The 14,879-nt window shown below is 61.8% G+C and carries 13 protein-coding genes; all 13 read left to right on the top strand.

From position 1 onward, the window contains the following. Nucleotides 1–93: 93 nt before the first annotated feature. The 13 genes from AC4PS7_RS19110 (at nt 94) to dtd (ending at nt 14,832) form a co-directional block, all read left to right on the top strand. On the top strand, nt 94–1,551 hold the full coding sequence (locus AC4PS7_RS19110; RefSeq protein WP_010213845.1) for a purine-cytosine permease family protein: 1,458 nt from the start codon (nt 94–96) through the stop codon (nt 1,549–1,551). A gap of 69 nt (nt 1,552–1,620) precedes the next feature. Then, nucleotides 1,621–2,586 (top strand): ABC transporter substrate-binding protein, encoded by a 966-nt coding sequence (locus tag AC4PS7_RS19115; RefSeq protein ID WP_010213844.1) that lies wholly within the window; start codon nt 1,621–1,623, stop codon nt 2,584–2,586. Between the two features lie 71 nt (nt 2,587–2,657). Further along, nucleotides 2,658–3,509, top strand: a complete 852-nt coding sequence (locus AC4PS7_RS19120) for an ABC transporter permease (RefSeq protein ID WP_010213842.1) — start codon at nt 2,658–2,660, stop codon at nt 3,507–3,509. Then, on the top strand, nt 3,506–4,330 hold the full coding sequence (locus AC4PS7_RS19125) for a quaternary amine ABC transporter ATP-binding protein (protein WP_010213841.1): 825 nt from the start codon (nt 3,506–3,508) through the stop codon (nt 4,328–4,330). The genes AC4PS7_RS19120 and AC4PS7_RS19125 overlap by 4 nt, the downstream gene beginning before the upstream one ends. A 160-nt stretch (nt 4,331–4,490) precedes the next feature. After that, a complete protein-coding gene (hutH, locus tag AC4PS7_RS19130; RefSeq protein WP_029529263.1) occupies nt 4,491–5,999 on the top strand; it encodes a histidine ammonia-lyase in 1,509 nt (502 codons plus the stop codon). A 32-nt stretch (nt 6,000–6,031) separates the two neighbouring features. Beyond that, nucleotides 6,032–7,570 (top strand): histidine ammonia-lyase, encoded by a 1,539-nt coding sequence (gene hutH / locus AC4PS7_RS19135; RefSeq protein WP_137205725.1) that lies wholly within the window; start codon nt 6,032–6,034, stop codon nt 7,568–7,570. A 161-nt stretch (nt 7,571–7,731) separates the two neighbouring features. Then, nucleotides 7,732–9,141 (top strand): amino acid permease, encoded by a 1,410-nt coding sequence (locus AC4PS7_RS19140; RefSeq protein ID WP_010213837.1) that lies wholly within the window; start codon nt 7,732–7,734, stop codon nt 9,139–9,141. A gap of 15 nt (nt 9,142–9,156) precedes the next feature. Further along, entirely contained in the window at nt 9,157–10,362 is a 1,206-nt protein-coding gene (gene hutI, locus AC4PS7_RS19145) for an imidazolonepropionase (protein ID WP_010213836.1), read from the top strand. Between the two features lie 12 nt (nt 10,363–10,374). Further along, nucleotides 10,375–11,175 (top strand): N-formylglutamate deformylase, encoded by an 801-nt coding sequence (gene hutG / locus AC4PS7_RS19150; RefSeq protein WP_010213835.1) that lies wholly within the window; start codon nt 10,375–10,377, stop codon nt 11,173–11,175. A gap of 129 nt (nt 11,176–11,304) precedes the next feature. Continuing rightward, entirely contained in the window at nt 11,305–12,240 is a 936-nt protein-coding gene (locus AC4PS7_RS19155) for a choline ABC transporter substrate-binding protein (RefSeq protein ID WP_010213833.1), read from the top strand. A gap of 153 nt (nt 12,241–12,393) precedes the next feature. Next, a complete protein-coding gene (locus AC4PS7_RS19160) occupies nt 12,394–13,323 on the top strand; it encodes an alpha/beta hydrolase (RefSeq protein WP_010213832.1) in 930 nt (309 codons plus the stop codon). Between the two features lie 103 nt (nt 13,324–13,426). Next, a complete protein-coding gene (gene pip, locus AC4PS7_RS19165) occupies nt 13,427–14,398 on the top strand; it encodes a prolyl aminopeptidase (RefSeq protein ID WP_010213829.1) in 972 nt (323 codons plus the stop codon). Further along, on the top strand, nt 14,395–14,832 hold the full coding sequence (dtd, locus tag AC4PS7_RS19170; RefSeq protein WP_021492176.1) for a D-aminoacyl-tRNA deacylase: 438 nt from the start codon (nt 14,395–14,397) through the stop codon (nt 14,830–14,832). Before pip ends, dtd begins: the two co-directional genes overlap by 4 nt. Nucleotides 14,833–14,879: the final 47 nt, after the last annotated feature.

Genomic DNA, 14,879 nt, shown 5'->3' on the forward strand with positions numbered 1-14,879 from the left:
AAGATTGACTGGACGTCCGCTTTCGCGAGCACGCCCGCTCCCACATTTGATCTGCAGTGAACCAGGAAACAATCCATCAGAGGTTGAACACACATGGCTGCAAATGACGCACGTGCAAGCACCACCCCGTTGATCGAAAGGCGTTCGATCGACTACATCCCGGAAGCGGAAAGACACGGTCGTCTATTTAGCCAGTTCACCCTGTGGATGGGTGCCAACCTGCAGATCACCGCGATTGTCACTGGGGCCTTGGCCGTGGTGCTGGGCGGTGATGTGTTCTGGTCGTTGATCGGCCTGTTGGTCGGTCAATTGATCGGCGGTGGCGTCATGGCGTTGCATGCGGCGCAAGGGCCCAAGCTCGGCCTGCCGCAGATGATCTCCAGCCGGGTGCAGTTTGGGGTGTATGGCGCGGCGATCCCGATTGTGCTGGTGTGCCTGATGTACCTCGGCTTCACCGCCACCGGAACGGTACTTTCCGGTCAGGCGCTGGGTCAGTTGTTCGGGGTCAGCGACAGCGTCGGTATCCTGATTTTTGCCAGTGTCATCGTGCTGGTCACGGTGCTCGGTTATCGGGTGATCCATTTCATCGGCCGTGTCGCCAGCGTTATTGGCGTGATTGCCTTTGTCTACCTGTTCAGCCGTCTGATGAGCCAGACCGACGTTGGCGCACTCTTGCAGATTCGCCATTTCAGCTGGAGCAGCTTCCTGCTGGCGGTGTCGCTCGCGGCCTCCTGGCAGATCGCCTTCGGCCCCTACGTGGCGGACTACTCACGCTATTTGCCGAGCAACACCTCCTCGCTGAAAACCTTTCTCGCCGCGGGTGCGGGTTCGGTGATTGGCGCGCAGGTGGCAATGATCCTCGGCGTGTTTGCCGCGGCGATGTCCAACGGGCAATTCGCCGGTCACGAAGTCGCCTACATCGTGGGCTTGAGTGGTACGGGTGCCACCGCTGCGCTGCTGTACTTCAGCATCGCCTTCGGCAAGGTCACCATCTCGACGCTGAACTCTTACGGCAGCTTCATGTGCATCGCGACCATCATCAGCGGCTTTCGCGGTCGCCTGGAGGTCACGCGCTTGCAGCGTCTGGTGTTCGTGCTGGCGATTGTCGGCACGGCGACCTTGATCGCGTTGCTCGGCCAGCATTCGTTCCTCGGGGCATTCAAGTCTTTCATCCTGTTCCTGTTGGCGTTCTTCACGCCCTGGAGCGCGATCAACCTGGTGGACTACTACTGCATCACCCGTGAACGCTATGACGTGCCGGCGCTGGCCGACCCAAACGGTCGCTACGGTCGCTGGAACCTGCTGGGTATCAGCGTGTACGTGTTCGGCGTGCTGGTGCAGTTGCCGTTCATCTCCACCAAGTTCTACACCGGCCCTTTGGTGGCCGCGCTGGGTGATGTGGATATTTCCTGGATCATCGGACTGGTGCTGCCGGCAGCGCTGTATTACCTGTGTGCGAAAAAATGGCACGGCACGGTGCCCGATCAACTGATCCTGCCAACAGAGCAGGGCGCTATACCAAGAACAAACGGGCTGGCTGCACAAGCCTGATGGGACGTGGACAGGGCAGGACGCCTACTGACTGCCGTAATCCATTTCAAGATTGGGAGCGTCACAACAATGAAAATGCATAAGACCCTGATGGCCACCTTGCTCTCTGCAGGTGTGTTGGCAAGCGCTGGCGCCCAGGCGGCAGGTTGGTGCGAATCCGGCAAGCCGGTGAAGTTCGCAGGCCTGAACTGGGAAAGCGGCATGTTGCTCACCGACATCCTGCAAACCGTGCTGGAAAAAGGCTACGACTGCAAAACCGACAGCCTGCCGGGCAACTCCATCACCATGGAAAACGCCCTGAGCAGCAACGACATTCAGGTCTTCGCCGAAGAATGGGTGGGCCGCAGTGAAGTCTGGAACAAGGCCGAGAAGGCCGGCAAAGTCGTCGGCGTCGGCGCCCCGGTTGTCGGCGCTATCGAAGGCTGGTACGTGCCGCGTTATGTGATCGAAGGTGATGCCAAACGCAAGCTGGAAGCCAAGGCACCGGACCTGAAAAATATTGCCGACCTGGCCAAGTACGCCTCGGTGTTCAAGGATCAGGAAGAGCCGTCCAAGGGCCGTTTCTACAACTGCCCGGCTGGGTGGACCTGCGAGCTGGACAACAGCGAGATGCTGAAAAGCTATGGCCTGGAAAGCACCTATACCAACTTCCGTCCAGGCACCGGCCCGGCGCTGGATGCCGCCGTGCTGTCGAGCTACAAGCGTGGCGAGCCGATCCTGTTCTACTACTGGTCGCCAACGCCGCTGATGGGCCAGGTCGACCTGGTCAAGCTGGAAGAAAAGCCCGGTGTGGATAAAAGCGTGAGCATCAAGGTCGGCCTGTCCAAGACCTTCCACGAGCAGGCGCCTGAACTGGTGGCTGTGCTGGAAAAGGTCAACCTGCCTATCGACCTGCTGAACCAGAACCTGGGTCGCATGGCCAAGGAGCGCATTGAGTCGCCAAAACTGGCGAAAATTTTCCTCAAGGAACATCCTGAAGTTTGGCACGCCTGGGTGAGCGACGACGCAGCCAAGAAAATCGACGCGGCCTTGTAGGTCAAGCGTGCCCGGCTACCCTGAGGGGCAGCCGGGCGCCTGGCCACAACCCACTGGATCGAGAGCACGATATGTTTCCTGAGAGTTTTACGTTTTCCATCGCCGACTGGGTCAACGGTTGGGTGGACTCATTGGTCACCAACTACGGTGATGTGTTCCGGCACATTTCCGACACCCTGCTGTGGGCCATCGTCAACCTGGAAGGGTTGCTGCGCGCAGCGCCCTGGTGGCTGATGCTGGCTATCGTCGGCGGTGTCGCCTGGCACGCCACCCGCAAGGTGGTGACCACGGCGGTGATCGTCGGTTTGCTGTTCCTCGTAGGTGCGGTTGGCCTGTGGGACAAGCTGATGCAGACCCTGGCCTTGATGATGGTCGCCACGGTGATCTCGGTGTTGATCGGCGTGCCGCTGGGTATCCTGTCCGCACGCAGCAATCGCCTGCGCTCGGTGCTGATGCCGCTGCTCGACATCATGCAGACCATGCCGAGCTTCGTGTACCTGATCCCGGTGTTGATGCTGTTCGGCCTGGGCAAGGTCCCGGCGATTTTCGCCACGGTGATCTACGCCGCACCGCCGCTGATTCGCCTGACAGATTTGGGGATTCGCCAAGTCGACGGCGAAGTCATGGAAGCGATCAACGCCTTCGGTGCCAACCGTTGGCAGCAACTGTTCGGCGTGCAGCTGCCGCTGGCGTTGCCGAGCATCATGGCCGGTATCAACCAGACCACCATGATGGCGCTGTCGATGGTGGTGATCGCCTCGATGATCGGCGCCCGAGGCTTGGGTGAAGATGTCCTTGTCGGCATCCAGACCCTCAACGTCGGGCGTGGCCTTGAGGCCGGCTTGGCGATCGTGATTCTCGCAGTGGTCATCGACCGCATTACCCAGGCCTATGGTCGTCCCCGGCATGAGGCGAGCAAATGACTACTGTCAGCAAAATCGAAGTTAAAAACGTCTTCAAGATCTTCGGCGCCCGCTCCAAGGATGCGCTGTCGCTGATCGGCCAGGGCAAGACCAAGGACCAGGTGCTTGCCGAGACCGGCTGCGTGGTCGGCGTGAACGATCTGTCCCTGAGCATCGGCACGGGTGAGATCTTCGTGATCATGGGCTTGTCGGGTTCCGGCAAGTCCACGTTGGTGCGCCACTTCAACCGCCTGATCGATCCCACCAGCGGCGCGATCCTGGTGGACGGCGAAGACATCCTGCAACTGGACATGGAAGCCCTGCGCCAATTCCGTCGGCACAAGATCAGCATGGTGTTCCAGAGCTTCGGCCTGCTGCCCCACAAGAGCGTGCTCGACAACGTCGCCTACGGCCTGAAGGTACGGGGTGAAACCAAACAGGTGTGCGCTGAACGCGCCCTGCACTGGATCGGAACCGTCGGCCTCAAGGGCTACGAAAACAAATATCCGCACCAGCTCTCTGGCGGCATGCGCCAGCGCGTCGGCCTGGCCCGTGCATTGGCGGCGGATACCGACATCATCCTGATGGACGAGGCCTTCAGCGCCCTCGACCCGCTGATCCGCGCCGAGATGCAGGACCAATTACTGGAGCTGCAAAAGACCCTGCACAAAACCATCGTGTTCATCACCCATGACCTCGATGAGGCCGTGCGTATCGGCAACCGCATTGCGATCCTCAAGGACGGCAAGCTTATCCAGGTCGGCACGCCTCGGGAGATCCTGCATTCGCCGGCGGATGAGTATGTGGATCGGTTTGTCCAGCGGCGGGCCGCGGTGGTCTGATTTCGACCTTGTGGTGAGCCGGCTGGCGCTATCGCAGCGGTGCGACGATTCGACAAGCCAGCTCCCACAAGTTAATCGGTTCACACAGTTCAGCTGTGGGAGCCGGGCTTGCTCGCGAAGAGGCCGGCAAAGCTGCACAAGAATTAAAGAAGGTATGAAGATGTCCCAGGCAACAAAAATCACCATCGCCGATGCGCCATTGCGCTGGCAGGACGTAGCCGCCGTCGCCCGTCATGGCGCTGTCCTCGAACTTTCGGGCCAGGCCTGGGCGCGCATCGACAATGCCCAGGCCATCGTGCAGCGCATTGTCACCAGCGGCGAGCGCGCCTACGGCGTGAACACCGGCCTGGGCGCGTTGTGCAATGTGTCGCTCAAGGGTGAACAACTCAGCCAGTTGTCGCGCAACACCTTGCTGAGCCATGCCTGCGGCGTCGGCCCGGTGCTGAGTGACGAGCAGACCCGCGCGATCATCTGCGCGGCGATCATCAACTACAGCCACGGCAAATCCGGCCTGCATCCGCAGGTGGTGCACTCGTTGCTGGCGTTGCTCAACCATGGCATCACACCGCAAGTGCCGTCCCAGGGGTCGGTGGGTTATTTGACCCATATGGCCCATGTCGGGGTGGCCCTGCTGGGTGTGGGCACTGTGAGTTATCAAGGCCGGATCGTCCCGGCTCAAGAAGCATTAAGCGCGGAAGGTTTACACCCGGTAGTGCTGGGCGCCAAGGACGGCCTGTGCCTGGTCAATGGCACGCCGTGCATGACCGGCCTGAGCTGCCTGGCCCTGGCCGACGCCCATCACTTGTTGCAATGGGCCGACGTGATCGGCGCCATGAGCTTCGAAGCCCAGCGCGGCCAGATCGACGCGTTTGACGAAGAAATCATCGCCCTCAAACCCCACCCAGGCATGCAACAAGTGGGCATCAACCTGCGCGCCTTGCTTGATGGCAGCGAAGTGATCGCCAGCAGCCAAGGCATTCGCACCCAGGACGCCCTGAGTATCCGCTCGATCCCGCAGATCCATGGTGCGGCGCGCGATCAGGTAGAGCACGCCACCCGCCAGATCGAGACCGAACTCAACAGCGCCACCGACAACCCGTTGGTGCTCGGCACGCCGGACCACTACCGCGTGGTGTCCCAGGCCAACCCGCATGGGCAGTCTGTGGCGCTGGCGGCGGACATGCTGGCGATTGCCATGGCCGAAATCGGCGCGGTGGCCGAACGTCGCCTGGACCGTCTGATCAACCCGCACGTCAGCGGCTTGCCGGCGTTCCTGGTGAGCAACCCAGGGGTCAACTCCGGGATGATGATCGTGCAGTACGTCGCCGCTTCGCTGTGTGGGCAAAACCGCCAATTGGCACAACCGGCGGTGCTCGACAACTTCGTCACCTCGGGCCTGCAGGAAGACCACCTGAGCATGGGCACCAATGCCGCGCTCAAGCTGCACCAGGTGCTGGCCAACGTGACGCAGATCCTCGCTATCGAGTACCTGCTGGCGGCCCAGGCGTTTGAGTTCCTCAAAGAGCAACGCTTCGGCGCCGGCACTGACCGCGCCTGGCGCCTGTTGCGTGAAGTGGTGCCGGCCTATGAGCAGGACCGCTGGCTGGCGCCAGACATTGCGGCCGCCGCCAAGCTGCTCAAAGACACCGATTTACCGAATTTCCACTGAAAACCAATTCAAAAGAACAATTCAAAAGGAGTATGAATGTGACTGCGCTAAACCTGATTCCAGGTCAACTGAGCCTTGCCCAACTGCGAGCTATCTACCAGCAGCCGGTAACCCTTAGCCTGGATGACAGCGCCACGGCGCAGATCGAAGCCAGTGTTGCCTGCGTGGAGCAGATTCTCGCCGAGAACCGCACCGCCTATGGCATCAACACGGGTTTCGGCCTGCTGGCTTCGACCCGCATCGCCAGCGAAGACCTGGAAAACCTCCAGCGTTCCCTGGTGTTGTCCCATGCCGCCGGCGTGGGTGAGCCGATCAGCGACGCACTGGTGCGGCTGGTCATGGTGCTCAAGGTCAACAGTCTGAGCCGTGGGTTCTCCGGAATCCGCCGCCAGGTGATCGACGCGCTGATCGCGCTGATCAACGCCGAGGTGTACCCGCATATTCCTTTGAAAGGTTCGGTCGGTGCCTCCGGTGACCTGGCGCCATTGGCGCACATGTCCCTGGTGCTGCTGGGCGAAGGCAAGGCGCGCTACAAGGGCGAGTGGCTGGACGCGACCGAGGCGCTGAAAGTCGCCGGTTTGACCCCGCTGACCCTTGCCGCCAAAGAAGGCCTGGCGCTGCTTAACGGCACCCAAGTGTCCACCGCCTATGCGTTGCGTGGCCTGTTTGAAGGCGAAGACCTGTTCGCCGGTGCCCTGGCGTGCGGCGCGCTCACCGTGGAAGCGGTGCTGGGCTCGCGCTCGCCGTTCGACGCACGGATTCACGCCGCGCGCGGCCAGCGTGGGCAGATCGATTCGGCTGCGGCCTATCGTCATCTGCTGGGTGAAAGCAGCCAGGTGTCCCAGTCGCACCAGAACTGCGACAAGGTGCAGGACCCGTACTCCCTGCGCTGCCAACCACAAGTCATGGGCGCCTGCCTGACCCAGTTCCGCCAGGCCGCCGAGGTACTGGTGGTAGAAGCCAATGCCGTGTCGGATAACCCGCTGGTATTTGCCGCACAAGGCGACGTGATTTCCGGCGGTAACTTCCACGCCGAACCGGTTGCCATGGCGGCCGATAACATGGCGCTGGCCATCGCTGAAATCGGCTCCCTCAGCGAGCGTCGTATCTCGCTGATGATGGACAAGCACATGTCGCAACTGCCGCCGTTTCTGGTGGGCAATGGCGGCGTGAACTCCGGCTTCATGATCGCCCAGGTGACCGCCGCTGCGCTCGCCAGCGAAAACAAGGCGCTGGCCCATCCCCATAGCGTCGACAGCCTGCCGACCTCGGCCAACCAGGAAGACCACGTGTCCATGGCCCCAGCTGCGGGCAAGCGCCTGTGGGAAATGGCCGAGAACACCCGTGGCGTTCTCGCCGTGGAATGGCTTGCCGCGTGTCAGGGCCTGGACCTGCGTGAAGGCCTGAAAACGTCACCTGCGCTTGAAAAGGCGCGCGGGATTCTGCGCGGCAAAGTGGCGTTCTATGAGAAGGACCGTTTCTTCGCGCCGGACATCAACGCCGCCAGCGAGCTGTTGGCCAGCCGCTGCCTGAATGAGTTGGTGCCGGCCAATCTCCTGCCGAGCCTTTAAGCGCGACAGCGGACCATTGAGGGCGCTGGCTTGCCTGCGATAGCTATCTGTCAGTTGAAGCATGTGTGATTGATACACCGCCATCGCAGGCAAGCCAGCTCCCACATTTGATCTTTTGCAGATTCAGATTTTCTCGGGATAACAATAACTAGGGAAGAGAAATGCAACAGCAAGAAAAGGGTTTGAAACGCGGGCTCAGCGCCCGACATATTCGCTTCATGGCACTCGGTTCCGCGATCGGCACCGGGCTGTTCTATGGCTCCGCCTCCGCCATCCAGATGGCTGGCCCTGCCGTGCTGCTGGCCTACCTGATCGGTGGCGCCGCCGTATTCATGGTGATGCGCGCCCTCGGCGAAATGGCTGTGCACAACCCGGTGGCCGGTTCTTTCGGCCAGTACGCCAGCACTTACCTGGGCCCTATGGCAGGGTTCATTCTTGGCTGGACCTACGCCTTTGAAATGATCATCGTCTGCCTCGCCGACGTGACGGCCTTCGGTATCTACATGGGCTTCTGGTTTCCCGACGTCGCGCGTTGGGTCTGGGTGCTCGGCATTGTGCTTTTGATTGGCGGCCTGAACCTGTGCAACGTCAAAGTGTTTGGCGAAATGGAGTTCTGGCTGTCGTTGCTCAAGGTCGGCGCCATTGTGGCGATGATCCTCGGCGGTTTTGGCATCATGCTGTTCGGCATTCATTCGGCCGGTGAAACCCAGGCCAGCGGCCTCAGCAACCTGTGGGCCCACGGCGGCTTCATGCCCAACGGCATCGGCGGCCTGATCGCCTCCTTTGCAGTGGTGATGTTCGCTTTTGGCGGCATCGAAATCATCGGCATCACCGCCGGTGAAGCCAAGGACCCACAGCGCGTGATCCCCAAGGCGATCAACGCGGTGCCGCTGCGCATTCTGTTGTTCTACGTGCTGACCCTGTTTGTGCTGATGGCTATCTATCCGTGGCCGCAGATCGGCAGCCAGGGCAGCCCGTTCGTGCAGATCTTCAGCAACCTCGGCATCGGCTCGGCGGCGACCATTCTCAATATCGTCGTGATCTCGGCGGCCGTCTCGGCCATCAACAGTGACATCTTCGGCGCGGGTCGCATGATGTACGGCCTGGCCCAGCAAGGGCAGGCGCCCAAGGGTTTTGCACAACTGTCCAAACAGGGCGTGCCCTGGATGACTGTCGTGGTAATGGGGGCGGCGCTGCTTGGCGGCGTGGTGCTCAACTACCTGATCCCGGAAAACGTGTTTCTGGTGATTGCCTCGATTGCGACCTTCGCCACTGTTTGGGTGTGGCTGATGATCTTGTTCACCCAGGTCGCCATGCGCCGCTCGATGACCAAGGAACAGGTCGCCGAACTGAAGTTCCCCGTGCCGTTCTGGCCCTACGCGCCAGCGGCCGCCATCGTCTTCATGCTGTTCGTGTTTGGTGTGCTGGGTTATTTCCCGGACACCCAGGCCGCCTTGCTGGTCGGTGCCGTGTGGATCGTGTTGCTGGTCGTCGCGTACCTGCTGTGGGTCAAACCTTCGGCAGGGCAAGCGGCCAAGGTCCATTACGACGCGGCTTTGTCTCATCGATAACTTAGGGAGGCGTTGATGAAAACGCTTTGGCAACACTGCCACGTCGCAACCATGGCACAGGGCAACTACTCGATCATCGAGGATGCCGCCATGGTGACTGCCGGTTCGCTCATTGAGTGGATCGGCCCCCGCAGCCAGGTACCCACGGCAGATTACGCCCAGGTGCATGACCTGCAAGGCGCGTGGGTCACCCCCGGGCTGATCGACTGCCACACCCACACGGTGTTCGGCGGCAACCGCAGCGGCGAATTCGAGCAGCGCCTCGAAGGCGTGAGCTACGCCGAGATCGCGGCCAAGGGCGGCGGTATTGCCAGCACCGTGCGCGCCACCCGTGCCGCGACCGAGGATGAACTGTTCGCCAGCGCCCACAAGCGCCTGCGCAGTTTGCTGCGCGACGGCGTCACCACAGTAGAGATCAAGTCCGGCTACGGGCTGGATCTGGTCAACGAACGCAAAATGCTGCGGGTGGCCCGTCGCCTCGGTGAAGCACTGCCGGTCAGTGTGCGTGCTACGTGCCTGGCGGCCCATGCCTTGCCACCCGAATACAAAGACCGCGCCGACGATTACATCGACCACATCTGCGTCGAGATGCTGCCGGCACTGGCGGCAGAAGGTCTGGTGGACGCGGTGGATGCGTTCTGCGAATACCTGGCGTTTTCCACCGAGCAGGTGGAGCGCGTGTTCAAAGTCGCCCAGCAGTTGGGCCTGCCGGTGAAGCTGCACGCCGAGCAACTGTCGTCGCTGCACGGCTCCAGCCTGGCTGCGCGTTACCAGGCGCTGTCGGCGGATCACCTGGAATTCATGACCGAAGACGATGCCATCGCCATGGCCGCCTCCGGCACCGTTGCGGTGCTACTGCCGGGCGCCTTCTACTTCCTGCGCGAAACCCAGCTACCGCCGATGGATGCCCTGCGCAAGCACGGCGTGAAGATCGCCATTGCCAGCGACCTCAACCCCGGCACCTCGCCGGCACTGTCGGTGCGCCTGATGCTGAACATGGCCTGCACGCTGTTCCGCATGACCCCGGAAGAAGCCTTGGCGGGCGCCACCCAACATGCGGCCACCGCATTGGGCATGGGCGACACCCACGGCTCGCTGGAAGCGGGCAAGGTCGCGGACTTTGTCGCCTGGCAGATTGATCGCCCCGCCGACCTGGCCTATTGGCTGGGCGGCGAGCTGGATAAACGCGTCGTACGCCACGGCGTCGATGTCACTGTTTGAGGAGTGCTACTTGTGGATAAGGTTCTGAATTTCAAACAAGGCCGTGTGCCGCTGTTGATCAGCATGCCCCACGCCGGCCTGCGCCTGACGCCTGCTGTCGAGGCGGGGTTGATCCCTGAAGCGCAAAGCTTGCCGGACACCGACTGGCACATCCCCACGCTCTATGACTTTGCCGAAGAACTGGGCGCCAGCACCCTGGCGGCCGAGTACTCGCGGTTCGTGATCGACCTTAACCGCCCATCCGACGACAAGCCGCTGTACGCGGGCGCCACCACCGGTCTGTATCCGGCGACACTGTTTGATGGCGTGCCATTGTTCCGCGAAGGGTTGGAACCGAGCGAGGCCGAGCGCGCCAGTTACTTGCAAAAGGTCTGGGGCCCGTATCACCGCACGTTGCAAGAGGAACTGGCGCGGCTCAAGGCCGAATTCGGCTACGCCTTGCTGTTCGATGCGCATTCGATCCGCTCGGTCATCCCGCACCTTTTCGACGGCAAACTGCCGGACTTCAACCTCGGTACGTTCAACGGAGCCGCCTGTGATCCTGAGCTGGCCAACCAGTTAGAGGCCATTTGTGCCGCGCATCCGCAGTACACCCATGTGCTTAACGGGCGCTTCAAGGGTGGCCACATCACCCGTCACTACGGCGACCCTGCGCAGGATATTCACGCGGTGCAGTTGGAGTTGTGCCAGAGCGCCTATATGGAGGAGTTCGAACCGTTCCGTTATCGCCCGGATCTGGCCGAGCCGACTCGGGTGGTGTTGAAGCAGTTGTTGCAGGAGCTGTTGGCGTGGGGGCAGAAGCGCTACGGCTGACCGTCTGTCGCCTGGGTGCAAAACCCGGTCGCCACAGGTCGCTTTTGTCGAGGTCTCGCTGAGTAAGGTTGTGGATACGGCGCGTCAGACGCCACTCCTACAATAAAGCTGCCGAGTGAGACCTCCTCCATGAAACGACTGTTGTTGACCCTCACCGCCGCCGCGTTGCTCAGCGCCCATGCCATGGCCGCCGAACCGGCTTCCTGCAAGAACATCCGCATGGGCGTGGTCAGCTGGACTGACGTGGTCGCCACCTCCGGGATGGCCGATGTGCTGCTCAATGGCCTCGGCTACGACAGCAAACAGACCAGCGCCGTGCAGCAGATCATCTTTGCCGGCATCCGCGACAAGCGCCTGGATATCTTCCTCGGCTACTGGAAGCCCGCGATGGACAACAACATCGCGCCCTTCCTCGCGGCCAAGCAGGTCAAGGTGTTCGACACCCCGAGCCTCGCCGACGCCCAGGCCACCCTGGCCGTGCCGCAGTACGTGGCCGATGCCGGCTTGAAGACCTTCGCCGATATCGCCCGTTTCAAGGACAAGCTCGGCGGCAAGATCTATGGCATCGAGCCAGGCAGCGGCGCCAACACCGACATCCAGAAAATGATCGACACCAACCGCTTCGGCCTTGGCGGCTTCAAGTTGGTCGCCTCCGGTGAAGCGGGGATGCTGGCGGCGGTGCAGCGTGCGGTGAACCGCAAGGAATTCGTGGTGTTCGTCGGTTGGACCCCGCACCCGATGAACATCAACATGAAGATGGCTTACCTCACCGGCAGTGAAGACGTATTCGGCCCCGACGAAGGCCGCGCTACCGTTTCCACCGTCACCGCCCCGGATTTTGCCCAGCGCTGCCCCAACGCCAATCGCGTGTTGGAAAACCTCACTTTCACCGCCGCCCAGGAAAGCCAGTTGATGGTGCCGATCATGGAGCGCGAGTCGCCCCAGGACGTGGCCCGGCAATGGCTGCGTGATCATCCTGAGGATTTGCAGCGCTGGCTGGCCGGGGTCACGGCGTTTGATGGCACGGACGGAGTGGCGGCCGTACAAGCCAGCCTGGAGCTCTGAGCCGAACCTGCCAGACCAGACAACACCGAACTCGTGTGGGAGCCGGGCTTGCCCGCGATAGCGGTGTATCAGGCAATGAATGGTTGGCAGGTACACCGCTATCGCAGGCAAGCCAGCTCCCACATTGATCTCCAGCGTCAGGGATATTCGAGCATGTATCCGATTTCTCCAGAGTTGGCCGCTTTCGTTGCCAAAACTGCGTCCTTCACTGGCGACGACTCGTCGCTCGCCGGGTTGCGCCAGGCCTACAACCACATGTGCCGGGCCTTCACCGCGCCCACGCCTGAGGGCTTGGCGGTCACAGACTTTTCCCTCGCAGGCAGAGGTGTGCGCAGTTACCTGCCGACCATGCTCGGCCCTGCCGATGGTTGGCCGTGCCTTCTTTATATACACGGCGGCGGTTGGGTGGTGGGCGGGCTGGATTCCCACGACTTCATCTGCGTCGAACTCGCCAGCGCTCTGCAAGTGCTGGTGATCGCCATCGATTACCGCCTGGCGCCGGAGCACCCTTTCCCTGCCGCTTACGAAGATTGTCGTGCCGTGTGGCGGGCGATCCAGGCGGGGCAGGGGCCGCATGCGATCAACCGGCAACGTCTGGTGGTGATGGGCGACAGCGCTGGCGGCAATCTGGCTGCGGCCTTGTGCCTGGGCCTGCGCGACGACGGCGAGCCGCAACCTCGGGCCCAAGTACTGATTTACCCAGGCCTGGGCGGCCCGGCGGATTTGCCCTCGCGCCGCGATTGCAGGGACGCGCCCCTGCTCAGCAGCGCCGACACCGACAGCTACCTGGCGCTGTACCTGCAGGGCAGTGGCAAACCGTCGCCCTACGCCATGCCGCTGCTGGCCGCAGACTTCAGCGGTTTGCCCAAGGCGTTCATCGCCGTGGCCCAGTTCGACCCCTTGCGCGACGACGGCATTTTGTACGCCGAGCGCCTGCAAGCGGCGGGTGTGACCGCCGTGCTGTATCCAGGCAAAGGCCTGGTGCATGGCTGCCTGCGCGCGCGGCGGCAGGTGCCGGAAGTGGACCGGCTCTACGATTACCTGCTGGATTACCTGGGCAGCGAAGGGCTGACACAGGTCTAAGCGCTCTAGGACATGCTCATTGCACAATTCGGGTTTATAGTGCCAGACGGCAAAATAAAAGACGTCCCCCCAGGGATGAACCCGACCCCCTACGGAGCGCGCAATGCAGACTTGGTACCCGCAGATCAAACCCCACGCCCGGCACGATCTGGCCGTCGATGACACCCACACGCTGTACGTCGATGAAAGTGGCTCCCCCGAAGGCTTGCCCGTCGTATTCATCCATGGTGGTCCTGGTGCCGGTTGTGATGCCCAGAGCCGCTGCTATTTCGACCCGAACCTTTACCGCATTGTCACCTTCGACCAGCGTGGCTGCGGCCGCTCCACTCCGCGCGCCAGCCTGGAAAACAACACCACCTGGGACCTGGTCGCTGACCTTGAGCGCATCCGCGAGCACCTCGGCATCGACAAATGGGTGCTGTTCGGTGGTTCCTGGGGTTCGACGCTGGCCCTGGCCTACGCGCAAACCCACCCGGAGCGCGTTCACGGCCTGATCGTGCGCGGTATTTTCCTGGCACGTCCGCAGGACATTCATTGGTTCTACCAGGAAGGGGCCAGCCGCCTGTTCCCGGATTACTGGCAGGACTACATCGCGCCGATTCCGCCGGAAGAGCGCCATGACATGATCGCGGCCTACCACAAGCGCCTCACCGGCAACGACCAGATTGCCCAGATGCACGCGGCCAAGGCCTGGTCCGGCTGGGAAGGGCGCATGCTCGGCCTGTGCCCGAGCCCGCAGCATGTGGAGCGGTTTTCCGAGCCGCAACGTGCCTTGTCCATCGCGCGAATCGAGTGCCACTACTTCACCAACAACTCCTTCCTGGAGCCCAACCAGCTGATCCGCGATATGCACAAGATCGCCCATCTGCCTGGCGTAATCATCCACGGGCGCTACGATATGATCTGCCCATTGGATAACGCTTGGGAGTTGCACCAGGCGTGGCCCAACAGTGAGCTGCAGGTGATTCGCGAGGCCGGCCATGCCGCCTCCGAACCCGGCATCACGGATGCCCTGGTGCGTGCGACCAGCCAGATGGCACGTCGTTTGCTCGACTTGCCGCCTGAAGAAGCATGAAGGGCCTGTTGCAACGGGTGCGAGGCGCCCGGGTCGAGGTCGCGGGCGAAATCGTCGGCGCCATCGACCAGGGTTTGCTGGTCCTGGTGGCCGTTGAGCCTGCGGATACGCCGGAGAGTGCCGATAAGCTGTTACACAAGCTGTTGAACTATCGGGTGTTCAGCGACGACGAAGGCAAGATGAACCTGTCGTTGAAGGATATCGACGGGGGGTTGCTGCTGGTGTCGCAGTTCACGCTGGCGGCGGATACCAAGAGCGGGCTGCGGCCAAGCTTCTCCACCGCGGCCCCGCCAGCCTTGGGAGCGGCGCTTTTTGATCACTTGCTGATACAAGCGCAACAATTGCATGGCAAGGTGGCGTCAGGGCGTTTTGGCGCCGATATGCAGGTGCATTTGGTCAATGATGGCCCTGTGACCTTTCTCTTGCAGACGTGAATGTATTAAAAACGACTTTTAATGCCTAAAAACGCAGGATTTCGCTA

The sequence above is a fragment of the Pseudomonas sp. DW-iso3 genome, assembly GCF_058725305.1.

What these genes read in the sequence shown, in the direction of transcription:
- AC4PS7_RS19125 (WP_010213841.1), top strand. Translation starts at nt 3,506, where the DNA reads ATGACTACTGTCAGCAAAATCGAAGTTAAAAACGTCTTCAAGATCTTC.
- AC4PS7_RS19110 (WP_010213845.1), top strand. Translation starts at nt 94, where the DNA reads ATGGCTGCAAATGACGCACGTGCAAGCACCACCCCGTTGATCGAAAGG.
- pip (WP_010213829.1), top strand. Translation starts at nt 13,427, where the DNA reads ATGCAGACTTGGTACCCGCAGATCAAACCCCACGCCCGGCACGATCTG.
- AC4PS7_RS19120 (WP_010213842.1), top strand. Translation starts at nt 2,658, where the DNA reads ATGTTTCCTGAGAGTTTTACGTTTTCCATCGCCGACTGGGTCAACGGT.
- hutH (WP_137205725.1), top strand. Translation starts at nt 6,032, where the DNA reads ATGAATGTGACTGCGCTAAACCTGATTCCAGGTCAACTGAGCCTTGCC.
- hutI (WP_010213836.1), top strand. Translation starts at nt 9,157, where the DNA reads ATGAAAACGCTTTGGCAACACTGCCACGTCGCAACCATGGCACAGGGC.
- AC4PS7_RS19160 (WP_010213832.1), top strand. Translation starts at nt 12,394, where the DNA reads ATGTATCCGATTTCTCCAGAGTTGGCCGCTTTCGTTGCCAAAACTGCG.
- AC4PS7_RS19155 (WP_010213833.1), top strand. Translation starts at nt 11,305, where the DNA reads ATGAAACGACTGTTGTTGACCCTCACCGCCGCCGCGTTGCTCAGCGCC.
- AC4PS7_RS19115 (WP_010213844.1), top strand. Translation starts at nt 1,621, where the DNA reads ATGAAAATGCATAAGACCCTGATGGCCACCTTGCTCTCTGCAGGTGTG.
- dtd (WP_021492176.1), top strand. Translation starts at nt 14,395, where the DNA reads ATGAAGGGCCTGTTGCAACGGGTGCGAGGCGCCCGGGTCGAGGTCGCG.
- AC4PS7_RS19140 (WP_010213837.1), top strand. Translation starts at nt 7,732, where the DNA reads ATGCAACAGCAAGAAAAGGGTTTGAAACGCGGGCTCAGCGCCCGACAT.
- hutH (WP_029529263.1), top strand. Translation starts at nt 4,491, where the DNA reads ATGTCCCAGGCAACAAAAATCACCATCGCCGATGCGCCATTGCGCTGG.